The organism is Pontibacillus yanchengensis (genome assembly GCF_009856295.1).
Taxonomy (GTDB): Bacteria; Bacillota; Bacilli; order Bacillales; family BH030062; genus Pontibacillus; species Pontibacillus yanchengensis_A.
The window spans coordinates 183,116-206,925 of the sequence record NZ_WMEU01000004.1 but is presented as its reverse complement, the minus strand read 5'-3'; the positions used below and the strand labels follow the sequence as shown (position 1 = coordinate 206,925).

Below are 23,810 nucleotides of genomic sequence, written 5' to 3'. Positions count from 1 at the left end.
TCCCCCTCTCCAACATTGGAAGAGGGGGGATCTCACTAACTGATTTCCATTTCATCTAAAATAGGATACACAGCCTCTATTCCTTTGTCAGCTACTAAACAACTCACTCCTAGCGGTGTTTCCCAAAACGAATCTGGAATAACTGGATTTTTTAGCCCCGCAGCCGAAAATAGTGCACGGTAAATTCTTTGCAGATGTTGCTGGGTAACAGCTCTATCTCGCTCTTTTTCTCCCCTCGCAAGTAGAAATACGTAGCGCATTGATTGAAATAAGTTGTCTCCTGGCATAAAGGTGTATGCTTTATATAGTTGCATACGATCCTCGACCTCTTGTTTGACTGCATCCTTTGCAGCTAAATCCTCTAAGTGCTCATATAGATGCCGATACACTTGTTGAAACACTCGCCGTTTCTCTTCTTGCATCACATCATCTGTATATATCTCTTTCATAGCGTCATAAGCAGTCTCTGGAGTCCACGTCATCTAATAACCCCCTATTATTGTAAGCGTTTACGTTTATTGTAACAGAGATTTTTCAATTGTGAGGGATTACTGCTATATATATATCTAGATCCTAACGTTCAAAAAAAGTCTAAAACATGAGTACTCTAAGGGGTTTATGTTAAAATTATAAGAAACGAGGTAATGTAGGGAGTGACATCATGCGTGTTGTAAACAATATGGCAGAGTTAATTGGAGATACTCCACTAGTTAAATTAAATCGCATCAACCCTGAAGGTGGTGCAGATGTATATGTGAAGCTAGAAATGTTTAACCCTAGTGGAAGCGTGAAAGACCGTGCCGCTTATAATATGATGGTTGAGGCCGAGAAATCTGGCGACTTAAAAGAAGGATCTACCATCATTGAGCCAACTAGCGGAAATACAGGCATCGGACTTGCAATGAATGCAGCAGCTCGTGGATACCGTTCTATTCTAGTGATGCCAGATACAATGACACAAGAACGAATCAACTTATTAAAAGCCTATGGTGCTGAGGTTGAGCTAACTCCCGGTGCCGATAAAATGCCTGGTGCTATTAAGCGTGCTGAGGAATTGGCAAAAGAGATTCCAGAGAGTTTCATTCCTATGCAGTTCAAAAATACAGCTAATCCTGACGCTCATCGTAACTCGACTGCTACGGAAATCATTGAAGCAATGGATGAATTAGGTAAACCATTGGCAGCATTTGTCTCCACTGCTGGTACAGGTGGTACTGTGACTGGTACAGGAGAAACCTTAAAAGAGCATTACAAGGATGTATCCGTTCATGTGGTTGAACCAGAAGGCTCGCCAGTTCTATCTGGAGGGAAACCCGGGAAGCATAAGCTTGTCGGAACAAGTCCTGGATTTATCCCTGAGATTTTAAATCAAGATGTATATGATGAGATTTTCAAAATATCAGATGAGATTGCCTACGATATTACACGACGCTTGGCTCGAGAGGAAGGCATTTTAGTCGGCCCTTCTGCTGGAGCAGCTTGCTATGCTGCTATGGAAGTGGCCAAACGCAAAGAACCAGGTGAAGTTGTTGTTGTTATTGCACCTGACACAGGCGAGCGCTATCTTTCTGGTGATTTATTTCGATTTAACGAATAATGGATGATAGAGGTTAACAAATGTTAACCTCTATTTAGTAGCATTTTTAGGTATTACTGTAGGAGGTTAACATTGAAGGAAGAGATGATCTTTAAACAGATGGAATTTGTTCGAACACGTACCCTAAAAGCCTTAGAAGCAACGACAGAAGATCAGGCCGATGTCATACCTGAAGGATTTAACAATTCAATTCGATGGAACTTCGGACACATATTGGTTAACCACGAGAACTTACTAGCTGGCTTTCTTCAAAAAGAGAAAGAAATTCCATCCCATTACATTGACTTATTTAACGCTCGTACAAGCCCAATAGATTGGCAAACAGACCCACCTTCTCTGGATGAACTCCGCATGCACTTGTCTCAACAGGTTGAAGCCATGCGTACGCACTATCAAGGACGTCTTGAAGAAGAACGAGAAACACCTTTTACGTTAGGTTCTATCATGGAATTCTCAACATTAGGGGAGCTCTTTACGTTTTCAAACTGGCATGAAGGACTTCATCAAGGAGCGATTACAAGTTTAAAACGAGCGCAGGGGATAGAGAAATCATAAAAGTGGACATAAAAAAACACAGGGCTTTTTTGCTCCTGTGTTTTTTAATTACTTGAACAGAGGGGACAGGTTCCTCGTCTCATTAAAAAACACGGGATTTCTATAGTAGAAATCCCGTGTAAATCATGGTGTTCATTACCTCAACAGATTAATTCACTTCTGTTTTAGGCTTTGTAGGTCTTTTTGGCTTGTCTTTACTTTTGCTCACTTCATTTAACCGTTCTAGTAATCCTACACCAAATTCACCATTATCTTCAGGATTGTTTTCATTAAAGATACTACCAGAAGATTCGTATGCTCGAGATCCGTGTTCGGTGAAATCAAGTCCTGAGATTTCTTCTTCACGGCTTACACGGATGGATGTAATTCTAGTAACGATGAATAGAGAAAGACCGACAGAGCCCATCGTCCAAGCCATAACAGCTGCAATACCAACTGCCTGAATGCCTAAGAGTGATACTCCACCTCCGTAAAATAGGCCACCTTCCATCGCGAATAAACCAACTGCAAGCGTACCCCAGACACCACAGATACCATGAACAGCAATTGCGCCAACAGGATCATCTAGTTTGAAGCGTTGATCGATTAATGTAACTGCTTCTACTAAGATAACACCTGCAATAATCCCGATAATGATTGCACCACCTAAAGATACAGCAGCAGTACCAGCTGTGATTCCGACAAGTCCACCTAATGCTCCGTTCAAGGTTAAGGAAGCATCAACGCGTTGGTACTTCATATAAGAGTATAATGCAGAGCCAATGACACCTGCGGATGCTGCTAATAACGTCGTAGAAACAACATGAGGAATAAGAGAAGGATCCGCTGCTAATGTACTTCCACCATTAAATCCAAACCAACCGAACCAAAGAATGAATACCCCTAGTGCACCAATTGGTATGTTATGTCCTGGGATAACATTAGCTTTGCCTTTGGAATACTTACCAATACGACTACCTAGAACAGCAACAGCTACTACAGCTCCTAAAGCTCCAGTTAGGTGAACAACTGTTGAACCAGCAAAGTCCGTAAAGCCTAAACTAGCTAACCAACCACTACCCCAAATCCAGTGCCCAACAACTGGATAGATGAATCCTGTCATAAGTACAGTTAGTAGAATATAAGCACCTAGCTTCATTCTTTCTGCCACTGCTCCTGAAATAATAGTGGCACATGTTGCCGCAAAAACTGCCTGAAATGCGAAGAAACCAACTTGATCCTCATAACCAGTTAACATGAATCCGTCCGTTCCAATAAAGCCTCCTGCTGAAGAACCAAACATAAATGCATAACCAACTAGAAAATATAAAATAGAGGCGACTGACATAGTAAGGAAGTTTTTCATTAAGATATTTAATGCATTCTTCGATCTAGTGAAGCCTGCTTCTACCATTGCAAAGCCGGCATGCATGAAGAAAACCAAAAAGGCAGCGACCATTATCCAAACCATATCCATAGAAGCACTTAATGATTCAATGGAAGGTCCACTTGTTTCGGCGTACACAGGACTGGCTAACAACAAACTCCCCGTAAGCAACGATCCTACTTTCTTTTTCATTTCATTCATTCCTCCTAAGTGATGATATAAAGAAAGGCGCAAGTGCCCTGCTAGTCGCTAGGCGCTGGAGCTAGACATGTAAGCGCCAAAATTTATACTTTCTTTTTTGATAAAAATAAACTTATATGATAGCTTCTTTACCTTCTTCACCTGTTCGAATTCGAATCACATTTTCTACAGGATAAATAAAAATCTTTCCGTCACCTGTCTCTCCAGTTATGCATGTTTCTTTAATGAGGTTAATGATTTGATCTACTTGTTCCTCGTCTACAATCATTTCTACTTTCACTTTTGGGTATAATTTAATTTCGTAACGTGTGCCTCGAAATACACCTTCCAATCCTTTCTGCTTACCATACCCCGCAACTTCAGAAACCGTTAACCCATTCACTTCCACTTCATCTAACTTTTCACGTAATGCTGGGAACGATTCCGGACGAATAACGGACTCAACTTTTTTCATGATTGGATCCCCTTTCGAAATTATGTTAGGAGTTCTAACATGTTTTGTTATGTTAATAACCCTACACGCTAAAAAAGGAAAAAGCAAGAGGGTTTTCGAAAAAATATTAAATTTTCTGATTATTTTAATCGTCTTCGATAACCCCTAACCCCCGCGACTCAAACATGTAAGCATTTACATCTTGGGATCGCCAAATTGGGCTCGAATTTGACCTTTCAGCATCCGATCTCTCACTTCTCTTTCTGTAACCCCTTTTTTCTTTTTTGCCATTTCCCTTCTAATTTCATGTGTTTGAACTCCCTCTTCAATCTTGTTCGCTATTTCCATTAATGTTTCTACATCTGAGAAAGAAAATTTACGACTACCTTGATTGGATCGATCAGGAAAAATAAGCTTCCTTTCCTCATAGTATCGAATTTGTCTTACCGTTAATCCCGTCAACTCACTTACAATACCTATTGTAATGACCTTTCGCTCCTTTAAAGAATGCTTATCTTCTTCCATACCATCCTTTCACCTCTCAGATCATGCTGAATTGTTGATGACTATAAATAGGATTATACACACAAGAAGTATATTTTGTAACTAGTTTTGTCAGGTTTCCTAACATGATTAAATCATACTTTTCAAAATTTTCGTGTAAGTTAAACTAACAAACTTCATGATAATGATTGGATAAGGAGCTATAATGACATTAATCCAAGTCAGGATGATCACAAACCAAGGGGAAAGGATGTAGGAAAGATGACATTATTACAAAAGGCTGTTGAGATTAAACGAAATAGGTTATTCAAGCAGTTAGTAGAGGATGGACTTTATAAGCGAACGGATATACTGGAAAATATCACTCTGGCTCAGCTAGAAAGAGACTTTGAAAGGAGGCATGCCTATTTAGCAAGTAAAAATGGCTTATCAAACATAGAAGTCACAACTACCATGCAACAAGTAGAGTAAGTATCCTGATGTCATCTCTCCCGTCTCCAAAAGAAAGTATATGTTTGAGCTATTTAACCTGTTGAACGAAGAAAAACGCAAGCGCCCGTTTAGTGACGTATATGCTACGGCCCACACAACGTGGGTTGGTTCAATGTTGCTACGTGGGTAGCGAATTTAATCGAACTTCACCTGAATCCGTCGGAGATAAAGGAAACACGAAAACATGCGTGATTCGATGTTGACTTATCGTACAGAGGCGAGGGAAGCACACTAGTCGCTGGGCGCTGGAGCTAGACACGGAGGTGCTAACACTTTCTTTCCTACAATAAAAAGCTCCGCCTTATTTGGCGGAGCTTTTTACGTATGCGTAGAACAAAAACAAAAATTTTATTCTATTTCGTTATCGACAACGTTGAAACTCTCTACAACTTTTCTTAATTCTTCTTTGCTTACATTTGTAGTGAGCTGATAGTAGTAATCCTTCCATAGTTCAGTATCCTTTGGAAGAAATGTGTACTGGTAGGTCTCATGGAGACGTACTGCTTCTGTATCAATAAATCCAACGTAATTTTCCGTTTCAAATACTTCATTTACCTGCCCAAAGACTTCATCATATTCTCCCGTGAGAATATATTTCTGAACGTGCTGGATCATCCATCTATCACTTGCATGTTCTTGATAGATTTCAAGATGCTCCTCTTCACTTTCGTATGCTAAAAATAACGACCCATATTCCACTCGTAATTTAGATTGTTCCATACCATCTGGAACATATGTAGGCTCTATAATCGGGAATCCAGCCTTATCTCTAGCATCTGGAAATGAGCTAGCAGTGGCATCCGAACAACCCGCTAGTAATAATGCGATCGCTACGATGAATAGTGTTTTTTTCATTATGATGTCCCTCCAGCAAATCGATTGCTTTCTACCAAAATATACATTACTTTCCACTATAGGTCTAGTGGTAATCCAGGTTATTCCTGTCATGTTCTTATCATGTTCAAACCTTAATCATCCCTACTATCACCTTACTTCTCGAATTTATACCTTATTTCCTTTCATGTTTTTTATGAATGAGTATAAAAAATCCCGCCAATATTAGTTGGCGGGATTCTGCTACTCATGTTTTTATTGCTGAGAAATCGCTTCTTTACTCTCAAGCTCTACTGTATTACTGTTTTCGTTTTCGCGATTTACTGTCGTTACTTTAAGCGTTCCGTCGAACTTATCGCCTTCTTGGGTACTGAACGTAACTTCAATATCTTGATTTTCATCTTTACGATGCTCTAACATTTCGTATTGTTCTACGTTATTTAATGTTAGTTCACAATGCTGCTTTCCATCTACTTCTGTAATAATGTAGTTTCCGTGCGCGAAGCGAATCGATTCCCCACTTTTTTTCATATATACGTCTTTTAATTCTTTTTCAGCTGCTGGCATTCTTGATCCCTCCATTACAATTTCTTCTATACTCATTTCCTTTTTAAGGGATCATCAAACATTATTTTGATATCATATTTTGAAAAAGAGGAGCTTGTTCTCTCAAGAAATGATCAATGATTCTGTTGAAATAGACCGATTGTCTTGAAGGTAATTGATGAAATGCCTTAGGGATTTCTTGTAACGTACAAAAAGAGCACTGGTTATAAAATGGAATATGTTTTTTCATCCAAGTTTCTCTTGCACCATATAGCAGTAACACAGGGACCTTCACAGATGATAAACGCTCACTACAATCATAATGATAAGACTTATGATAAAACTCGTACCAAACTCGTGGATCTGCCTTCATCATATAATTCTTTAATACATTCTGAAATGAAGGGTGGTTGGTGTGACTTCTAGCGATTATATACGCTAATCTCTCGCGGTTCTTTCTGACAAGCCGCATACCTAATTTGTACTCTGCTGCTAGTAATAATGAATTCACTTTAGGGTAGCCTCCAGATAAAATCATAGCATGCGTGCGTTCAGGATAAGATAGCACAAAGTCCTGCGCCACCATACTACCTGCAGAGTAGCCACATATCACCGCTTTCTCCATTCCAGCATGATCAAGCATCTCTTTAATGTCTAAAGAAAAACCTGGGATGCTAACAGGATTGTCCCGTTTCGAAGACATACCATGTCCATTTAGATCGGGCAGTAATATCCGATACGACTGAGATAGATTCTCTTGATAAAGAAACACTTTATGCCCCATTCCTGGTGGATGTATAAAAACGATAGGAAGCCCCTCACCTAAATCTTTATAATAAATTGTCTTCTCTACCATGCACGTATCTCCTTTTAGCTTGATGTTAATGTACAATCAAGGGTGTTAGAACCAACACGATCTCATTGACATAACATACAACCAAGATAACTAAATAAAAGCGCAAGCGCCTTATCCATCCCCGCCATGCTTAAGGCAAAGCTTCGTCGTGGCGATTTTTCCCACAAAGAAGTATTGCTAAAGCTCCTGAGGTGAAGGCGCTAGAGCTAGACATGTGAGCGCCGAAAGTTATCCTTTCATTTCTACCATGAAAGGTTGGTTGTACCTCATGCTTCTACCGTTTTATCATAAGCAACTTTCCCGATTTTTATTAAATATGTGTGAATTAAGCTATGTGCAATTCAAACAAAATGGTGCGTTTCCTATACCTAAAGGGTTTAAGCTAGTGAAAACATTCAAGGCAACTACCCTTCATTCAAAAGAGTGGTTCGGCTTTATCATAGAATCTGAGCATTCTGTAATAATCGCTTTTCGTGGCACCCAAACAGAACCAGATTGGGTCGCAGACGCACAGGTTTTCCAAATACCTTACCCCTATGTTGACAATGCTGGGCTTGTTCATAATGGATTCTTATCTATTTATGAGTCGTGCCGCGATGATATTTTCCAAGCTTATCAACACATTCCCCCTCATAAGAAGCTCTATATTACCGGTCATAGTCTAGGTGGTGCCTTAGCGACGCTACATGCTTTAGATGCAAAAGGAAACGCACCATTCGCTCAGGTGATCATGTACAATTACGGAAGTCCACGAGTCGGAAATGATAATTTTACACAATCCTATACTACGCTTACGCCCCTGAGCATTCGTTTTGCCAATATGCATGACCTTGTTACCCAACTCCCTCCTACCGTTATCTACTGCCCTTTCACAAAGCAGCTTTGGTATTATTCACACATCCGTTCTCCAATGGAATTCTCCTTGCAAACCGATACCATCAAGGGAAACCACTCACTCACCACATATAGAAAAGGGATTGAAATCCTTTGACGCGGCGAGTATTTACCACATCAAGGCTTTCGTTATGAGAACAAAAGCTCAGCGCTCCCGGCTAGCGACGTACAAACTGCTGCCCACAGGAAGTGGGTTGGTTCGATATTGCTACGTGATGTAGCGTTCTTAATCGAACTCGAACTTCCGCTGAATCCGTATGAGATAAAGGAAACACGAAGAGCGCAAGCGTTCGATGTTGACTTATCGTAAGGAGGTGCAGGAAGTTTGCTCGTCGCTGTGCGCTGGAGCTGTACGTGGCCTCTATAACTTACTTAGTTATGCACAAGCCAACATTTTTATAATTTCGTTAGACAATAAAAAAGTTAGACACCTTAATAGATGCCTAACTTCCGTTTTATACATAACTCGAAATTGATTTCTTTTCTAGTTTCCTGCCAAGGTACGTAGCAAGTTCCAACATACCAAACTTATCCTTTTGCTCTTCTGCTTCTTTATTATAGTTCGTATTCGTATTCACATCATACGTGTACAGATTTCCGTTTTGATCTTGTATACATTCAATCCCTGCTACCTCAATATTATTTTCTAAAAGGAATTGTTCATACTGTTCGATAACTGGATCGTCAAAATAATCTAAGATCCTAAACTTAGGTTGCTCCTCCTTTTGTTGCGGCGTATCTTCCGTAGGGCAATGTAAATCTTCAATCGTACATGCATCAGCAGGGCAAAGCTCAAACCCTTCAGATGTATCAACACGAACCGCATAGATTAACTTCCCACCAATGAATTCACACCTCACGATATACGGTTCAGGTGCTTCAATATATTCCTGTACAAGGGTTATACCATCTACAGGCTCGTCAAATCCCTCGCTGTACACATATTGATGCAAGGCTTCTATGGAGTGAAACAGTTGAACGCCTTGGCCTTTACCTGCACGGTTATGCTTTGTAATAAAGGAAGCTCGATCTAGCTGCTTTGCGGCTTCTATGATTTGATTACGTCCCACTGCCGTAATCGTTTTAGGCGTTTGTATCTCTTGCTGGTTTAATGCCATATATTGATTAACCTTACTGACTTCAAGACGAAGAGCTCTGCTTCCATTGATTACAGTCCGACCATGCCGCTCAAGCCAAGCTAGCACCGCTTCAGCAAATTCTGGAGCAAAACGATGATTTCTTGTATGGGAAGAAGCACTCATCCTATTGTAAAACACACCTTCCGGAGGTTCCTCAGATAGATCAATCGTTCCATAATCCAAATGCCAGCTTTCATATGGTATGCCCAATTGGTCTAAACGATCTGTGAGGTGGACAGTCCATTCTTCGTTTTCGTGTAAGATATATACTTTACTCATTGTTGAGTCTCCTTTCTTTCCTGCACCCTTTTCTCTTCTACTAGAGGCATCACTTGCTTAGAGAACCGCTCCATTTCCTCAAGCTGAGGTGAACATTGAAGCAGTAGCAAATCAAGTCCAACTTCTTCATAAGCGATCATTTTATCTGCTATTTGATTAGGAGTTCCAATCAAATTTGGCCGTAATCCACGATTGGAAACCGAATAATCCAACATTTCCACCTGCTGTTCCAGCTGCGATTTACTTGTGAAGTCTTTGTAGCCTGCATAAGCGCTAGACTGTTTCAACTGCGTGATTCGATTTAACTCCTCAAGGGTGTCACGACAGATGACATAAGCAGCCATACCGAACGATTGAAACGGCGTTGAAGACACCTTAAGTCTCCGTTCTTTCATATCTCTTATTTTTTGTGAAATCTCGTCAACCGTCCCTCCGTGCATCACATAAGCATCACAATACTCAGAGATGGATTGTTTTCCTCGGGGACTTTCCCCACCCGCATAAACAGTTGGTGCTTGAATAGGTTTAGGCTGTAACTGTGTATCAGCGATTTGATAAAACTTCCCTTGAAAACTAAATGTATCTTGAGACCATAGCCCTTTTAAGACTTGTAAAAACTCATCTGTGCGATCATAACGTTCATCATGCTCTGTAAAAGCACCTCCATACTGTCGTGCTTCCTCTTGCCACCAAGCGGAAACTACATTTAACGTAAAGCGTCCATTACTAATATGATCTATCGTAGAGGCCATTTTTGCAGTAACAGCAGGGTTATGAAAATTTGGCCGAACAGCTGTCATGATTTCTATCGAATCCGTAACTGCAGCTAATGCTGCAGCAGTGGACCATGCTTCTAATGAATCTCTTTCAGGGCCCTTGATATCGTTTAAATACAGTTCTGCGATTAAGGTGGTGTCATACCCCCATTTTTCAGCCGATTGAATAACATTCTTCACATACTCAAATGTAGGAGTCATCTGTTCTTCATCTACATTCCGTAACTAACCTCCGAATATAGGGAGCCAAAATCCATACCTCATCATCCATTCCCTCTCCTTCACGACACCTATTATATTCCATTATTCCAATGACTTTACTCAGTATTAAACACTAACTTTTAACGTATTTCCTCATAAACATAAAAGCAGAGCCTCTCTCTTTTATGTAAAGAAGAGGGGCTCTGCTTTTATGTAGATCCCAACTCTCCCCATCTTCCAAGCCGCGTTAAGCTTGAAGGAATTAGCACGGTGTTCTGTTGCACAGAATCCGTTGCCGAGGTTTCAAAGGGCCAGTCCCTCCACCTCTCTGGATAAGAAGATTACGTTAATGATGCATAAGTTGTTGCCATATATACTACTAATCACCCGTCAATATGTCAAACTTATTGAATAGTTTAAATTTTTCGTAAAAAGTACTTAAAAAAATGAAAGCGTCTAACCTTCTTAAAATCTTTAACCTCTGGCGGGATTACTGCATATCCTAATAACAAAATATTCAGTATTTAAGGGGTGATCACATGTTATCTGTTCGGATGTTAAAACCGTTTTATGTGAAACACGAAGAAAATTGTATTCGCATTATGTTAGCCTATCAATACTTCTCTATCCACTTTGGTGATGACCTGTATCAATTCACTCCCATTGAAGGACGTGAAATTGTAGTTGATCGTAAAACCAAAAAAATCACCAATGTTAATGATGTGCTAGTTTTCCAAAAGGGGAAACATATGATGCAAATTACCATTCAAGAGCTATTGGATTTACCTGATTTCGTTACCCATGTCCACTCGATTGCTAGTCGATATTTGAATCGAAAAAAATCAATCAATATGAAAACAATTGATAAAGTGATTCTCGAACTAGAGCGAGAAAATGCAATGAGATTGATTGATCAAGCGTTAGACAAACAAGATGAGCCTGGCTTTATCGAGTTATCTTCCTACTTAAAACAACACTTTTAATCTTCTGAGACGTCAAAGTAAAGATTAGCATGATTACGACAGCCAGGATTGAAAGAGGCTTCACAATGAGGGCATGCGTATCCACTGTTCATATACTCGTGTATCGTTAACTCCTTACCACATGAACCACACAAAACTGCCTTCTTGTTTCGCTCTTCCACAGTCCACGTCTCAGCCTTGTGATTGGTGACCTCGTCATGACATTGATAGCAAGGGTAATAGGTATCGCAACACTTAAATTTAAGTGCGATCCTATCTACTTCCTTATGGTAATGTTTGCACCGAGTCTCAGCATCAATGTCTATCCCCTTTACTTCATGACCATTGATCTTCATTTTATTTCCTCCCGTTTAAAAAAGAAGGCGCGTATCTCTACGCACCTCCTCTTTTGAATGATAAAATCTGTTCCAGTGGGAGTTGTGTTGTACACTTATCTGCTCCACTTATCGCATAAACAGTTCTTCCACGTATGTTTCTGAAGGAACTTCCTGAATAAAAGGGCTCTTTTCCCCTAAAGAAAGAATGTGAAGTTCATGCATCGCTCTTGTACACGCGGTATAGAACAAGTTGCGTTCCAAATCATCTTTGTATTGCTCTGCTGATGCATTAAAAATAACAACAGCATCAAATTCAATCCCTTTTGCTAAGTAGGCAGGTATGACAATAAGTCCTTTTTCAAACGTATAGGTATCCTTATCCATTAGTCTAACAGGCAGATCATCTTTAAGCGCTTCGTATGCTTGTCGACTCTCTTCAGCTGTTTTACAAATAATCGCAATTGTTTCGTATGCTTTGTCTTGCAAGGAGAGAACCTTTTGCTCAACTGCTTCTATATGCTTCGCTGCATCCTCTACTTCGACAAGACTTGGACGCTCACCTTCTCGATTAAACGGTTCAATATCTTCTCCACCAGTTACAAGTCCTTTTGTAAATTCAATGATAGGCTTGGTTGAGCGATAACTTCTTAATAGGGTAAGCTTTTCTACTTCCCCTTCAGAGTGGAGTTCTTCTGATAATGGCGTTGGCGCATGGACATTATGGGCATAGATTGCTTGGTTATAGTCACCCAAAATCGTCATACGACTATAAGGGAAAAGCTTCTTCAAAAATTCAAATTGGAACGGAGAATAATCCTGAGCCTCATCAATAAATAGGTAGCGAATTTTCGTGTAGACATTCGTTCCCTTAAGCTGATCCTCTAGATAAAGATATGGCGTAACGTCTTCATGTAGGAGATGCTTCTCATCCAACGATGCCAATGTTTGTTGAATCATTTCATCCCATTGTGCTGGCTTATCATGTGGTTCAATGGAAAACAGAGCTTTATACACAGCGGTCATGTTTATAAATTCAAGATTTTTAATTTTATTTTTTATCGGCTTAATATACTTTCGGACAACAGCCTTCGATAACATTTGCTGCTCTAATTGAAAGTCATCAAAGGTATCCTGATTATCTCGATTTCCTTTTTGCGTTTTGTGGTAAATTCTCAAGTATTCCTCATTACTTAAATGTTGGATTTCATCCTCAACCCATGCCTTCTTCCGTTCTGCTTGCTCAAAAGCACTCACTTGTTCCAAAAGCCAATCTGCAAGCATTTGCATGGCATTAGGAGTAGAAATAGCCGGGTCTAGACTATAAAAGTAATCATCCATCTGTTGCTTGGTAACAATGGTCTGTTCTCTAAATTTCACATTTTTAAAGATTAATCCTTGCTTTGTTAACCGCTCAATATACTGGTCCACAAATGCCTTGAAATCTAAACTAGCTTTATATTGGATATTATTTAATCGAACATCATAATCCTTGTCTTTTTGGGAAGTTAGAAGATGTTCTAATTGCTCATAAGCGTCTTCGTAGCTCACACGTCCCTCAAGGCGTTTGTCGATATACTCTAAAAAGGTCGTTTGATCCATGTTTTCCTCTCCGAGTTCAGGGAGGACATTTGCAACATAGCTATTAAACATTGGATTAGGTGAGAAAAGCATGATTTGGTCGGCTTGAATGCTGCCACGATACCGATACATTAAGTAAGCCACACGTTGTAATGCTGCTGAGGTCTTACCACTACCCGCTACGCCTTGGACCAATAAGTATTTTTTCTTATCATAGCGTATGATCTCATTCTGTTCTTTTTGGATAGTTGCAACAATGCTTTTCATTTGTGTATTCGCATTGTTACCAAGGACTTCTTGAAGCAGTTCATCCCAAATCGTAACACCTGTATCAAATAACCCTTTTATCTGTCCGTTACGAATGATGAATTGACGCTTCAACGTCATATCCCCTTCTATTTCACCCTCGGGAGTTTCATAAGATGCAGAGCCTGGTGAATAATCGTAATAAAGACTTGAGATAGGAGCACGCCAATCATAGACGAGAAAATCTTCATCATGTTGATCCATTAACGATGCAACTCCAATGTACACTTCCTCAGCTTCCGATTCACCTTCTTCTACAAAATCCACCCGTCCAAAGTAAGGAGAATGTTTCAATCGATGCAAAGTTTTCAATTGGTCATAGAACTGCTTATGACTACGTTCCCGTTCTCCTAGCAATTCAGCTTGTTGGCGAATACTACTATACGTTTCCATTACATCATCTGGTTCATCCATATTGACGGTTACATCTTCAAAGAAATCTTCGCGAAGGTCAATAACTTCCCCTTTGACGTCACCAACTTTTTCTCGAAGCTGTTCTTCCTTTTTATTTATTTCTTCAACAACACGATCCACACGTTGCTGTTCAACTTGCCAATCTTCATGTTTATCAGACATACCATCACTCTCCATTACTTAAGATTATCAAATGGTTTGACATTCAAATTAAATTCATGTATAATTATAATTGGATAAATGTAATTGCATATTTTTGTTGTATGCATGGATTTTTATCATAGCATGGTTTTTACATATTCACAACTTTTTTATCAGTCAGGTACCGATGTTCTCGGTACCTTTTTTATGTTTTTTTTGCTTTGATATGGATGTCTTCTATTTTCCATCCAACCTCATCCTATTATGAGGTTATGCAAGTGCAATGAATGTTTACTCGTATAGTTTTTGACCAAGTCACCAAGACTAATCTTGATCTCATCTTAAGGAGGGTGAATGGCATGAACCGACAACGCGCGAAAGAAATTTCTGAGACGCCAATCATGGCGAATGTTTCTTATAACGGAACCCCCATCTACATTCAACACGTAGATGAGCAAAAAGAAACCGCCCGCATCTTCCCCCTAGACTTCCCAGATCAAGAACAAGAGGTATCTCTGAACAGTTTGAGAGAAGATTATCATTAATGAATAGAAGAGCGCAGGCGTCCGGATAGCCGCCCACACGACGTGGGTTGGTTCGATGTTGCTGCACGATTTTGCTAGTCGCTGGAGCTATACACATTCGAGCCAAAAATTTATACTGCTTTTTCTTTTGAATAAGCCTTCCTTAACAGGGAGGCTTTTTATTGCCATTTGCACATCATACTACGCCTTTGAAAGTTGCTGATACATAAACGACGCATACATTCCATTTTGTTTCAGTAGCGTTTCATGGGTTCCTTTTTCAACTATGTTCCCTTCATCCAATACAATGATTTGATCGGCATTTTGGATGGTGTTTAAACGATGAGCGATGACGAAGCTAGTACGTCCTTCCATTAAGGTTGAAAGAGCTTCGTTAATTTTCACTTCTGTAATCGTGTCTATACTGCTCGTGGCTTCGTCTAGTATTAATAATTGAGGATCAGCTAACATTGCCCGGGCAATAGACAATAGTTGACGCTGTCCATGGCTGATTCGTTGACCATCAGAATGAAGCATGGTGTCATACCCTTCTGGTAACGACTTGATAAATCGGTTGGCATTAGCCTTCTTAGCTGCTTCTTTCACTTCTTTATCTGTGGCATTCAATCGCCCATAGCGTATATTCTCCCGTATCGTAGCTTCAAATAAAAAAGAGTCCTGTAGTACCATACCAAGATGGTTGCGCAAACTTTTCCGGCTGATGGATGAAATAGATTTTCCATCCACATAAATTTCCCCTTCATCAGGGTTATAGAAACGGGACAAGAGCGATATAATGGTCGTTTTCCCAGCACCTGTCGGACCAACCAAAGCAACTGTTTCCCCAGGGTTCACATCAAAATCAATATCCGAAAGTGTTGGCTGGTCTTCATAAGCAAATGAAACATTTCGAAACTGCACCTTTCCTTCAATGGAAGTAACTTGTTCCACATCTTTTTCATCTTCGGTTTCCCTTGGTTCATCCATGATGTGAAAGACACGTTCCGCTCCAGCAACAGCTGATAATATAACGTTAAATTGATTGGCTAAATCATTCAGTGGGCGAGTGAACTGACGTGAATAAGTAGTAAAGGTAACAATCACTCCAATAGAAATCCATCCATTTAACGCAAACACTCCACCTAACCCAACAATCAAGGCAAAGCTTAGATTATTGAGCAGATTAAGTAGCTTAGGGATAAATCCTGTATAAGTTTGGGCCCAATAACTAGCATTTCGGTACGCTTCATTTTTATGCTTGAATTGTTCCATCACTTGCGGTTCTCGTGAATAAAGAGTGATGATATGGTGGCCAGTTAGAGACTCTTCAATGTATCCATTCATATCTCCCAAGTGGCGTTGTTGTTCTTTAAAGTAAACGCCCGTACGACTGGTAATCCATTTCATACCGTAAAGTAAAATCGGCACAATCAATAAGGTGACCACCGTTAACAAAGGACTCAACCAAATCATCATCCCAATGGTCCCTATTAACGTTAAGATACTAGTAGAGAATTGAATAACAGATGAATTTAACGTTCGACTTATATTTTCCATATCATTCGTCGCACGACTCATTAATTCTCCATGCTGTTTCGTTTGAAAGAACGACATCCCCATCTGGTGAAAGTGTTTAAATAGATCGCCTCGCATCGTATATATCGTGTTTTGAGCAACACCAATCATAAAAAACTGTTGCAATAACACTGCCCCATATTGGAATACATAAACACAGGCTAATAAAACCAGCATCCAAACAAGCGTGAACACCCCTACCTTCGCAATCACCTTATCCACGGTTACTCCTAATAAATAAGGCCCTACCAACGACAAAACGGAGCTGATGACGACCATGGCTAACACAAGCGCAATTCGGCCTTTTTCCACCATCATATACTGCCAAATACGCAAAAGAGTTCCCTTCATATGATCAATCTTTGGTGGTTTCATAGGAATACCTCGACGTTGATGTGGGTGGCTTCGATTAGATTGACCCATCATGTACCTCCTCACGCTGCAGTTGTGACTGAAAAATGTTGTTGTAAACATCACTATGCTGCATAAGCTCACTGTGCGTTCCTTTGGCAATGAGTTCGCTATCTTGAAGTAATAAAATGTGATCGGCAGCTTGCACAGAGCTAATTTTCTGGGCAACGATAAACGTCGTACATGAGAGATGTTCCAATGTATGTAATACACTGGTTTCTGTTTGTGCATCAAGTGCACTTGTACTGTCATCCAACAACAAGATCGCAGGACGCTTAATCATAGCACGGGCCAATGACAGTCGTTGCTTTTGTCCACCAGATAGGTTGACTCCCTTTTGCCCTAAATTTGTTTCGTATTGGTTAGGTAATGACATAATGAAGTCATGGATATGGGCTTCTTGCGCTGCCTGTTTCACCTGTTCCATATCTGCTTGTTCGTCTCCCCACCTTATATTGTCCGCAATCGTACCAGAAAAAAGGTGGGCTTCCTGTGTGACGAACCCGATCCCTCTTCGGAGTGATGGAACAGAATGGGAATGGATATCTTTTTGATCAATACGTATTTGTCCTTCTGTAGGTGAATAGAGCCTTGGGAGCAGTTGTAGTAAGGAGGTCTTTCCTGATCCTGTTTCACCTAGGATGCCTATCGTTTCCCCAGCATTTGCAGAAAATGATAGATGTTTAATCACATCAACATTCATACCTGGGTAACGAAAGGAAACATCCTCAAAGGAAACATCACCTTTTATTGTGTACATTTCATCATATGTATCTACCTCTTCACCTGCATCTTTATGTAACACTTCCGCAATCCTTGTTGTCGAAGCTCGCCCTCTTGAAAACACCATCAGCAAAAATGAAAAAGTTGAAAAAGAGAACATAATTCGTGTGCCATAATTCAGAACGGCCACCACTTGACCAGCCTGGGCATCTCCTACTCGTAAATCGGCTGCACCGTACCAAAGAACAACGACTAAAACGATATTCATAGCAAGCATCACAGCAGGCATCGTCAACTCTAATAATCGAAGTGCTTTTTTGTTCTCATCCATAAGAGGCCGATTGACCTCATCAAATCGATGTTGTTCATAATCACCACGATCAAATGCTTTGATCAACCTCATATTGACTAAATTTTCACGGATCACCCGGTTCACTGCATCTAACCTTACTTGAACTTCCCTGAACAGACGAACCCCTTTCCCCATCATCCACAGCATAAACAAAAACAGAAATGGCACGGCCAGCAACAAAATACTGGCAAGACCCGCGTGCACTGTGAATGCCAATATAAGACCACCGATAATAAATAACGGTGCACGGAGCATGATCCGCATGGCCATAAACAAAAAGGATTGAACCTGGGTAACATCATTCGTCATCCTCGTTATGAGAGAGGACGTGGCGAATCGTTGGAATTGATCTGCTGTAAAGGATTGTATCCTTGTAAACAGGTCACGACGAACATCGTGTCCTACTCCTTGGCTCACATTTGCCGCAAAAAAGGAGTTCGTTATACCAGAAGCGAAGGCAAGCAAGGATAAAAAGAGCAACAAGCCTCCCCATATCATGATAGCTTCCATGTCTTGTTCCACAACGCCCTGATCAATGATGACCCCCATGAGCATCGGTTGAAGCAATTCAACCGTTAATTCAACCCCCATGAGTAACAAAGCAATGATAGCCGATTTTTTATATGTAAGAACATACCTCAGAACAGTCTTCATCGTAAAACCATCCAATCTATGGAAAAGTAAAGAAAAGCTCGGAGCGCCCGCTTAGCGACATACAAACTGCTTCCCACATGAAGTGGGTTAGTTCGATGTTGCTACGTGATGTAGCGTTCTTAATGAACTTCCCCTGAATCCGTATTAGATAAAGGAAACACGGAGAGCGGTAGCGATCCGATGTTGACTTATCGCAAGGAGGAGCTGGAAGTTTGCTAGTCGCTGGGCGCTGGAGCTAGACATGTAAGAGCCAAAAACTTATACTTTCTTTTCTTGTAAAAAAGGAACCTCTCACCTGTAAATGATTCGGTAGCTTTGAGGTTCACTTGAAAAGAGCTATTCAACGAACAGCTTACTTCTATGCTTATGAAAGGTTGAACCTTATGATTCAAGCGTATTTTTCACTTTATTATAAATCGGTTCAATATGACTAAACAGCCATTGAAGGGCAAGCCCATGAAGGATGACGCCAATAATAGAGGTGATCACAAACATCCACAACGTAGCGGAAGCGTTCACTTCAATCGCTCGATGCCCAAAGAACAATAAATGTTGAAACACAAGGCTAAAGGACATCCATAAAGAAGTGATATTTTCCTCTAACCACCATAAAATGATAGATTGAAAAACTAACACACCAAACAAAGCACCAAAGATAAACAGCTTAGATTGATACGTCAATTTTTGTACAAATGGCTGTATATAATACTTTGTAATGGTTTTGATTCTAAACAAATAAATGATACGTACAATACGAGCCATCTGAAAAAATTGATCCAGTGGAATAACAGCAATGACGAGAAACGGATTTTTCTTTATAAATGTCCAACGTTCTTCTGCTTTCCATAATCGAACCACAAAATCTATAAAAAAGACAAACCAAATAAATCGATTAATAAATGTATTATAAGCTTGTTCTGTCCATAGTGTGACGATGGTGACCATAACCAAGATAATCATGATACCCTCATACACTCGCTTAAAGATTTTCATCCCTTACCCTCCTACGAGGATCGTAACGTCTTTATTACGTATATTATATCATCATTTAAGGTGCATGAACCTTCTCAAGTCACATCCTTGTTAAACATCAGGGAACATATGTTATAGTTTTTTCGAGTATCGAAATATATGCTAAACCCGAACCTCTGAAGGAGGAATATGATGCAGCAAGAAGCGACTGAACAACGATCATCCAGCACCTTTAAAACAGTCATTGTATTAAGTTTAGCTGTCTGGTTAGTTGTCATGAATACGACTATGTTTAACGTAGCTTTACCAAATGTATTGGAAGATTTCTCCCTCACCCCTTCTGAAGGGGCATGGATTGTTTCTGGCTATTCTATTGTATTGGCCATATTCACAATCGGCTACACAAGATTGTCGGACTACATTCCCCTTCGCCGTTTACTATTAATCGGGATGTTCTTATTTGGATCAGCTTCTTTATTCGGTTACTTCACATCCAATTTCGTATGGCTGATCATTGCAAGACTCTGTCAAGCCGCAGGTGCAGCAGCAATACCAGGACTTTCCTACGTATTTGCAGGTCGATTTGTCCCGTTATCCATAAGAGGACGGGCTATGGCATTTATCGCCTCTGCATCATCGTTAGGCTTTGGATTAGGTCCTGTGGCAGGAGGTGCGATTACCGATTGGCTAAATTGGAATTATCTATTTTTATTTACCATGATTGTCCTAGTCTTAATCCCGGTTCTGTATCGCATGCTTCCGAATGAAGAGGTAAAGAAAGGAACATTTGACGGAATAGGAGCGATCTTAACCGGTCTAAGTGTAACGTCTTTTCTGCTGTTCATCTCAACCTTGCAATGGTATTACCTTGTCATCGGTATCGTCGTTTTATATATGTTGTGGCGACGTATTACCAATCACTCTGTTCCGTTTATACAACCGGATTTAATTAAGCATAAGCCTTACCGCATGATCATTTATATGAGTTATTTAGGGTTTAGTACTCACTTTGCAATCCTTGTAATCATGCCACTAATGTTACAAAACGTATATGATAAACCCCCTACAACTGTTGGGCTAATAATATTCCCTGGCGCTCTCTTATCAGCTGTAGCGGCTATTTTCGTAGGACGACTGATTGATCGATATGGAAATAGTAAAATCATGCTACTCGCTCATGTATTGCTTACAATCTCGACCCTTGTCTTTTATTTCCTATCCCCGGTGAACGAATACATGATTATGCTAGGCTATATGTTTACGAGTTTTGGATTTTCTAGTTTATCCTCCAGTTCCACTAATGAAGTATCTCGCTTTTTGCCAGATGAATTAATTGGCTCTGGCATAGGATTAAAGCAACTCATCCAATTCGTAGGCGCTGCTTCTGGACCGGTATTTGCTAGTCTTTTCTTAGAAATAGGAGGAACATCTTATTCCGTTTCATCCTTTCAATATACCTTTCTATTCATCTTTGGGATGATGGTCATCTCGACATTATTGTACTGGCTTTATAGCAAGAAATAAGGATGTAACAGGCTATGTCGTTCACAGGAAAAAGTTTAAATCTAACCCAATAACTTCAAATAATGAGTATTTTATAAAACACCAAATGCAATATACAACAAACCAATATATTAATCCCTCTCCACTTAGAGAATTTTTCTCTAAGTGATTTTTTCGTTCACACCAATAATGTAAACCCTTACCTATTTATCTTTATACATAAAGTTGAATATTCTTTCATAAAAACCGCTATGCACCCTTAATTAATTGTGTTATTATGCATTTACACTAATAAAGATACAAAAAACACGGAGGGATTACGTTATGAAGAAATTCGCAATTATTTTATCATTATTTTCCATCATCGTATTAGCTGCATGCGGAAGTTCAAATGCTGAAGGGGAGCAAGAATCAGATAAGAAAACCCTTGTGATGGGAACGTCTGCTGACTATAAACCTTATGAATTTATTGATACGAAAGAAGGACAAGAAATAGTAGGTTTTGATATTGATATTGCCAAACACATCGCTAAGGAAATGGGTTATGAACTGAAGATTGAAGACATGGACTTTAACGGATTAATTGCTGCGTTGAATAGTAACAAAGTAGATTTTGTCATGGCTGGCATGACACCAACGGAAGAGCGTAAGGAAAAAGTTCAGTTCTCTGACATCTATTATGTAGCAAAGGATTCCCTTATTTCCAAAAAAGAATCCAATATTAATAGCGTAGAAGATTTGAAGAATAAAACCATCGGCGTACAGCTTGGCTCCATTCAAGAAGGTAGAGCCGAGGATATGCAAAAAAACATAGAAGGTATTAAGTTATCTCAACTTGATCAAATTCCACAGCTTGTCCAAGAATTAAAATCAGGCCGTATTGACGCAACGATTATCGAGAATACCGTTGCAAAAGGGTATCTAGATAATAATAAAGAACTGACTAGCTTTATTATAGACAGCGAGGACGAGCAAGGATCAGCGGCGGCGTTTCCTAAAGAAAGTGAAATCGTAAAGGAATTTAATAAGGAACTGCAAGAAATGAAAGAAAGTGGAAAAATGGACGAACTCATCAACAACTGGTTCGGAAAAGGATCTTCAGAATAGGGAGTTGAACAACAATGATTGACCTAATACCATCTATCCCATTCATCTTAAAAGGAATACTCGTTACGCTACAATTCGTTGTTGTTTCAGGAATTTTCGGTTTTATTATCGGGGTTCTATTGGCATTCGCGAAGATTGGTAAGTTTCCATTGTTAAAACGGTTTGCTGATGCATATACTGCATTCTTCCGAGGAACACCTTTGATTCTCCAGCTCGTCTATGTATATTTCGTTGTTCCCGAAGTCACAGGCTGGGAGATTCCTAAGCTAGCAGCTGGGATTATTGCCTTTTCCTTAAACTCAGGAGCTTATGTATCCGAAATCATCCGTGCTGGTATTCAATCTGTTGATAAAGGACAATTTGAAGCTGCTCAGGCATTGAATGTGTCCTACTGGAAGTCCATGCGTAAGATCATTTTACCGCAAGCTATTAAGCACATCTTACCGGCATTAATGAACGAATATATTATGTTACTGAAAGAGTCTGCCGTCATTTCTGTAATTGGCGCTCACGACATTATGCGTCGCTCGCAAATTGTTGCAGCAGATACCTTTAACTACTTTGGCGCTTTAACCATTGCATTGATTATTTACTTTATAATGGTGCGTATTCTAGAAACATTCGGAGCAAAACTCGAAAAAAGGTTGCGATACAGTGATTAACGTAAACAACTTAACCAAACAATTTGGAGACAATCAAGTACTAACCAACATTACAACCGAAGTAAAAAAAGGAGATGTTGTCGCCGTCATCGGACCTTCTGGATCTGGTAAATCTACATTTCTTCGGTGCATAAACGGGTTAGAAGAAGCAACGAAGGGTGAAATCATTGTCGATGACATCACGTTAACCGAAAAAACGTTAGCACAAGTCCGGGAAAAAACAGGGATGGTCTTTCAACACTTCCACCTCTTCCCGCACCTAAAGGTGATTGACAATATTACCTTTGCCCCAATAGAAACAAAAGGTGTCAAAAAGGCTGATGCAGAAAAACAAGCTAAAAAGCTATTGGAAACAGTGGGCCTATCCGATAAAGCAAACACGTACCCTAACCAGCTTTCCGGTGGTCAAAAACAACGTGTTGCCATCGCCCGTTCTCTAGCCATGGAACCGGAAATCATGCTATTCGATGAGCCAACATCAGCTCTAGATCCAGAGATGGTAAAAGAAGTACTGGATGTGATGAAGCAACTGGCTCATTCAGGCATGACCATGGTTGTGGTGACGCATGAGATGGGATTTGCTCGGGAAGTTGCAGACCGAATCCTTTTCCTCGATGAGGGAGCCGTTGTAGAAGAAACCACACCTCACGCTTTCTTCCATCATCCAGAAACAGAAAGAGCGCAAAGCTTCTTAGAAAAAGTACTCTAACCACTTGAAAGCGCAGGCGCCCTGTTCAGGCTTAAGCAAAGCTCGCCGGTGGCGTTTCTTGCCACAGAGAGGATTTGCTTAAGACCCCGAGGGGGTAGGTGTGACGGAGCTAGCCATTAGAAAAGCGCAAGCGCCTTGCTAGCGACGCACAAACTGCTGGCCTGGGAGTTAGAGGAAGTTCGATTAAACCCTCTGCGTCACGCAGC

General features: G+C 40.2%; 23 protein-coding genes, 1 pseudogene and 1 riboswitch. Of the genes and pseudogenes, 10 read left to right on the top strand and 14 right to left on the bottom strand.

What is annotated here, in order from left to right; genetic code table 11:
* Window positions 1-35: 35 nt before the first annotated feature.
* Window positions 36-482 carry a hypothetical protein gene (locus tag GLW08_RS13580; RefSeq protein ID WP_160849185.1) on the bottom strand — a complete coding sequence of 149 codons (447 nt, stop codon included), beginning with the start codon at window positions 480-482 and terminating at the stop codon, window positions 36-38.
* Between the two features lie 179 nt (window positions 483-661).
* On the opposite strand from GLW08_RS13580, the gene cysK reads away from it, so the two are divergent.
* Window positions 662-1,597, top strand: a complete 936-nt coding sequence (cysK, locus tag GLW08_RS13575; protein ID WP_160849184.1) for a cysteine synthase A — start codon at window positions 662-664, stop codon at window positions 1,595-1,597.
* A gap of 72 nt (window positions 1,598-1,669) precedes the next feature.
* Window positions 1,670-2,152: a DinB family protein gene (locus GLW08_RS13570; protein WP_160849183.1), complete on the top strand. Its 483-nt coding sequence runs from the start codon at window positions 1,670-1,672 to the stop codon at window positions 2,150-2,152.
* Between the two features lie 148 nt (window positions 2,153-2,300).
* On the opposite strand, the gene GLW08_RS13565 is transcribed toward GLW08_RS13570, so the two are convergent.
* The 3 genes from GLW08_RS13565 to GLW08_RS13555 all read right to left on the bottom strand — a co-directional run bounded on the left by GLW08_RS13565 (window position 2,301) and on the right by GLW08_RS13555 (window position 4,677).
* Window positions 2,301-3,710 carry an ammonium transporter gene (locus tag GLW08_RS13565; protein ID WP_160849182.1) on the bottom strand — a complete coding sequence of 470 codons (1,410 nt, stop codon included), beginning with the start codon at window positions 3,708-3,710 and terminating at the stop codon, window positions 2,301-2,303.
* A gap of 121 nt (window positions 3,711-3,831) precedes the next feature.
* Window positions 3,832-4,173 (bottom strand): P-II family nitrogen regulator, encoded by a 342-nt coding sequence (locus GLW08_RS13560; RefSeq protein ID WP_160849181.1) that lies wholly within the window; start codon window positions 4,171-4,173, stop codon window positions 3,832-3,834.
* Between the two features lie 174 nt (window positions 4,174-4,347).
* On the bottom strand, window positions 4,348-4,677 hold the full coding sequence (locus GLW08_RS13555) for a MerR family transcriptional regulator (RefSeq protein ID WP_160849180.1): 330 nt from the start codon (window positions 4,675-4,677) through the stop codon (window positions 4,348-4,350).
* A 240-nt stretch (window positions 4,678-4,917) separates the two neighbouring features.
* Between GLW08_RS13555 and GLW08_RS13550 the strand changes: the two genes are divergently transcribed.
* Window positions 4,918-5,127, top strand: coding sequence for a hypothetical protein (locus GLW08_RS13550; protein WP_160849179.1), 210 nt, complete (start codon window positions 4,918-4,920; stop codon window positions 5,125-5,127).
* A gap of 369 nt (window positions 5,128-5,496) precedes the next feature.
* Here GLW08_RS13550 and GLW08_RS13545 read toward each other — a convergent pair whose 3' ends face one another.
* The 3 genes from GLW08_RS13545 to GLW08_RS13535 form a co-directional block, all read right to left on the bottom strand.
* Window positions 5,497-6,003 carry a membrane lipoprotein lipid attachment site-containing protein gene (locus tag GLW08_RS13545; RefSeq protein WP_160849178.1) on the bottom strand — a complete coding sequence of 169 codons (507 nt, stop codon included), beginning with the start codon at window positions 6,001-6,003 and terminating at the stop codon, window positions 5,497-5,499.
* A 234-nt stretch (window positions 6,004-6,237) separates the two neighbouring features.
* Window positions 6,238-6,549: a hypothetical protein gene (locus tag GLW08_RS13540; RefSeq protein ID WP_160849177.1), complete on the bottom strand. Its 312-nt coding sequence runs from the start codon at window positions 6,547-6,549 to the stop codon at window positions 6,238-6,240.
* 61 nt (window positions 6,550-6,610) lie between these two features.
* Window positions 6,611-7,384 (bottom strand): alpha/beta fold hydrolase, encoded by a 774-nt coding sequence (locus tag GLW08_RS13535; RefSeq protein ID WP_160849176.1) that lies wholly within the window; start codon window positions 7,382-7,384, stop codon window positions 6,611-6,613.
* A 268-nt stretch (window positions 7,385-7,652) separates the two neighbouring features.
* On the opposite strand from GLW08_RS13535, the gene GLW08_RS13530 reads away from it, so the two are divergent.
* Entirely contained in the window at window positions 7,653-8,375 is a 723-nt protein-coding gene (locus GLW08_RS13530; RefSeq protein ID WP_160849175.1) for a lipase family protein, read from the top strand.
* Window positions 8,376-8,733: 358 nt separating this feature from the next.
* Here the strand turns inward: GLW08_RS13530 and GLW08_RS13525 are convergent, their stop codons facing one another.
* The gene (locus GLW08_RS13525; protein ID WP_160849174.1) at window positions 8,734-9,696 is read right to left on the bottom strand and encodes an ATP-grasp domain-containing protein; all 963 of its coding nucleotides are present in this window, start codon (window positions 9,694-9,696) and stop codon (window positions 8,734-8,736) included.
* Window positions 9,693-10,736, bottom strand: a pseudogene (locus GLW08_RS13520) (LLM class flavin-dependent oxidoreductase). The gene GLW08_RS13525 and the pseudogene GLW08_RS13520 overlap by 4 nt, the downstream one beginning before the upstream one ends.
* Before the next feature lie 164 nt (window positions 10,737-10,900).
* A riboswitch (SAM riboswitch) is annotated at window positions 10,901-11,012 on the bottom strand.
* Window positions 11,013-11,212: 200 nt separating this feature from the next.
* Between GLW08_RS13520 and GLW08_RS13515 the strand changes: the two are divergent.
* Window positions 11,213-11,656, top strand: coding sequence for an IDEAL domain-containing protein (locus GLW08_RS13515; RefSeq protein ID WP_160849173.1), 444 nt, complete (start codon window positions 11,213-11,215; stop codon window positions 11,654-11,656).
* On the opposite strand, the gene GLW08_RS13510 is transcribed toward GLW08_RS13515, so the two are convergent.
* The gene (locus GLW08_RS13510; protein WP_160849172.1) at window positions 11,653-11,991 is read right to left on the bottom strand and encodes a CHY zinc finger protein; all 339 of its coding nucleotides are present in this window, start codon (window positions 11,989-11,991) and stop codon (window positions 11,653-11,655) included. The two genes, GLW08_RS13515 and GLW08_RS13510, sit on opposite strands and share 4 nt — an antisense overlap.
* Before the next feature lie 108 nt (window positions 11,992-12,099).
* Window positions 12,100-14,433 carry an RNA polymerase recycling motor HelD gene (gene helD, locus GLW08_RS13505; protein ID WP_160849171.1) on the bottom strand — a complete coding sequence of 778 codons (2,334 nt, stop codon included), beginning with the start codon at window positions 14,431-14,433 and terminating at the stop codon, window positions 12,100-12,102.
* A gap of 338 nt (window positions 14,434-14,771) precedes the next feature.
* Between helD and GLW08_RS13500 the strand changes: the two genes are divergently transcribed.
* Complete coding sequence (locus GLW08_RS13500) at window positions 14,772-14,957, top strand: small acid-soluble spore protein H (RefSeq protein ID WP_160849170.1); 186 nt, start codon at window positions 14,772-14,774, stop codon at window positions 14,955-14,957.
* Between the two features lie 180 nt (window positions 14,958-15,137).
* On the opposite strand, the gene GLW08_RS13495 is transcribed toward GLW08_RS13500, so the two are convergent.
* The 3 genes from GLW08_RS13495 to GLW08_RS13485 all read right to left on the bottom strand — a co-directional run bounded on the left by GLW08_RS13495 (window position 15,138) and on the right by GLW08_RS13485 (window position 19,644).
* A complete protein-coding gene (locus GLW08_RS13495) occupies window positions 15,138-16,934 on the bottom strand; it encodes an ABC transporter ATP-binding protein (RefSeq protein ID WP_423808696.1) in 1,797 nt (598 codons plus the stop codon).
* Window positions 16,921-18,651 carry an ABC transporter ATP-binding protein gene (locus GLW08_RS13490; protein WP_160849169.1) on the bottom strand — a complete coding sequence of 577 codons (1,731 nt, stop codon included), beginning with the start codon at window positions 18,649-18,651 and terminating at the stop codon, window positions 16,921-16,923. The genes GLW08_RS13495 and GLW08_RS13490 overlap by 14 nt, the downstream gene beginning before the upstream one ends.
* Before the next feature lie 381 nt (window positions 18,652-19,032).
* A complete protein-coding gene (locus GLW08_RS13485) occupies window positions 19,033-19,644 on the bottom strand; it encodes a transporter (protein WP_160849168.1) in 612 nt (203 codons plus the stop codon).
* A 168-nt stretch (window positions 19,645-19,812) separates the two neighbouring features.
* Here GLW08_RS13485 and GLW08_RS13480 point away from each other — a divergent pair, with 168 nt between their 5' ends.
* The 4 genes from GLW08_RS13480 to GLW08_RS13465 all read left to right on the top strand — a co-directional run bounded on the left by GLW08_RS13480 (window position 19,813) and on the right by GLW08_RS13465 (window position 23,604).
* A complete protein-coding gene (locus GLW08_RS13480) occupies window positions 19,813-21,147 on the top strand; it encodes an MFS transporter (protein WP_237458447.1) in 1,335 nt (444 codons plus the stop codon).
* Window positions 21,148-21,450: 303 nt separating this feature from the next.
* The gene (locus tag GLW08_RS13475) at window positions 21,451-22,233 is read left to right on the top strand and encodes a transporter substrate-binding domain-containing protein (RefSeq protein WP_160849167.1); all 783 of its coding nucleotides are present in this window, start codon (window positions 21,451-21,453) and stop codon (window positions 22,231-22,233) included.
* Window positions 22,234-22,247: 14 nt separating this feature from the next.
* The gene (locus GLW08_RS13470) at window positions 22,248-22,895 is read left to right on the top strand and encodes an amino acid ABC transporter permease (RefSeq protein WP_160849166.1); all 648 of its coding nucleotides are present in this window, start codon (window positions 22,248-22,250) and stop codon (window positions 22,893-22,895) included.
* Window positions 22,888-23,604 (top strand): ATP-binding cassette domain-containing protein, encoded by a 717-nt coding sequence (locus GLW08_RS13465; RefSeq protein ID WP_160849165.1) that lies wholly within the window; start codon window positions 22,888-22,890, stop codon window positions 23,602-23,604. The genes GLW08_RS13470 and GLW08_RS13465 overlap by 8 nt, the downstream gene beginning before the upstream one ends.
* Window positions 23,605-23,810 lie beyond the last annotated feature (206 nt).

Excerpts from the sequence above, each read along its gene's own strand:
- GLW08_RS13545 (WP_160849178.1), bottom strand. The coding sequence starts at position 6,003 with ATGAAAAAAACACTATTCATCGTAGCGATCGCATTATTACTAGCGGGT.
- GLW08_RS13470 (WP_160849166.1), top strand. The coding sequence starts at position 22,248 with ATGATTGACCTAATACCATCTATCCCATTCATCTTAAAAGGAATACTC.
- GLW08_RS13515 (WP_160849173.1), top strand. The coding sequence starts at position 11,213 with ATGTTATCTGTTCGGATGTTAAAACCGTTTTATGTGAAACACGAAGAA.
- GLW08_RS13550 (WP_160849179.1), top strand. The coding sequence starts at position 4,918 with ATGACATTATTACAAAAGGCTGTTGAGATTAAACGAAATAGGTTATTC.
- GLW08_RS13485 (WP_160849168.1), bottom strand. The coding sequence starts at position 19,644 with ATGAAAATCTTTAAGCGAGTGTATGAGGGTATCATGATTATCTTGGTT.
- GLW08_RS13555 (WP_160849180.1), bottom strand. The coding sequence starts at position 4,677 with ATGGAAGAAGATAAGCATTCTTTAAAGGAGCGAAAGGTCATTACAATA.
- GLW08_RS13530 (WP_160849175.1), top strand. The coding sequence starts at position 7,653 with ATGCTTCTACCGTTTTATCATAAGCAACTTTCCCGATTTTTATTAAAT.
- GLW08_RS13500 (WP_160849170.1), top strand. The coding sequence starts at position 14,772 with ATGAACCGACAACGCGCGAAAGAAATTTCTGAGACGCCAATCATGGCG.
- GLW08_RS13535 (WP_160849176.1), bottom strand. The coding sequence starts at position 7,384 with ATGGTAGAGAAGACAATTTATTATAAAGATTTAGGTGAGGGGCTTCCT.
- GLW08_RS13475 (WP_160849167.1), top strand. The coding sequence starts at position 21,451 with ATGAAGAAATTCGCAATTATTTTATCATTATTTTCCATCATCGTATTA.
- cysK (WP_160849184.1), top strand. The coding sequence starts at position 662 with ATGCGTGTTGTAAACAATATGGCAGAGTTAATTGGAGATACTCCACTA.
- GLW08_RS13480 (WP_237458447.1), top strand. The coding sequence starts at position 19,813 with ATGATGCAGCAAGAAGCGACTGAACAACGATCATCCAGCACCTTTAAA.
- GLW08_RS13510 (WP_160849172.1), bottom strand. The coding sequence starts at position 11,991 with ATGAAGATCAATGGTCATGAAGTAAAGGGGATAGACATTGATGCTGAG.
- GLW08_RS13540 (WP_160849177.1), bottom strand. The coding sequence starts at position 6,549 with ATGCCAGCAGCTGAAAAAGAATTAAAAGACGTATATATGAAAAAAAGT.
- GLW08_RS13560 (WP_160849181.1), bottom strand. The coding sequence starts at position 4,173 with ATGAAAAAAGTTGAGTCCGTTATTCGTCCGGAATCGTTCCCAGCATTA.
- GLW08_RS13490 (WP_160849169.1), bottom strand. The coding sequence starts at position 18,651 with ATGAAGACTGTTCTGAGGTATGTTCTTACATATAAAAAATCGGCTATC.
- GLW08_RS13565 (WP_160849182.1), bottom strand. The coding sequence starts at position 3,710 with ATGAAAAAGAAAGTAGGATCGTTGCTTACGGGGAGTTTGTTGTTAGCC.
- helD (WP_160849171.1), bottom strand. The coding sequence starts at position 14,433 with ATGTCTGATAAACATGAAGATTGGCAAGTTGAACAGCAACGTGTGGAT.
- GLW08_RS13525 (WP_160849174.1), bottom strand. The coding sequence starts at position 9,696 with ATGAGTAAAGTATATATCTTACACGAAAACGAAGAATGGACTGTCCAC.
- GLW08_RS13580 (WP_160849185.1), bottom strand. The coding sequence starts at position 482 with ATGACGTGGACTCCAGAGACTGCTTATGACGCTATGAAAGAGATATAT.
- GLW08_RS13495 (WP_423808696.1), bottom strand. The coding sequence starts at position 16,934 with ATGGGTCAATCTAATCGAAGCCACCCACATCAACGTCGAGGTATTCCT.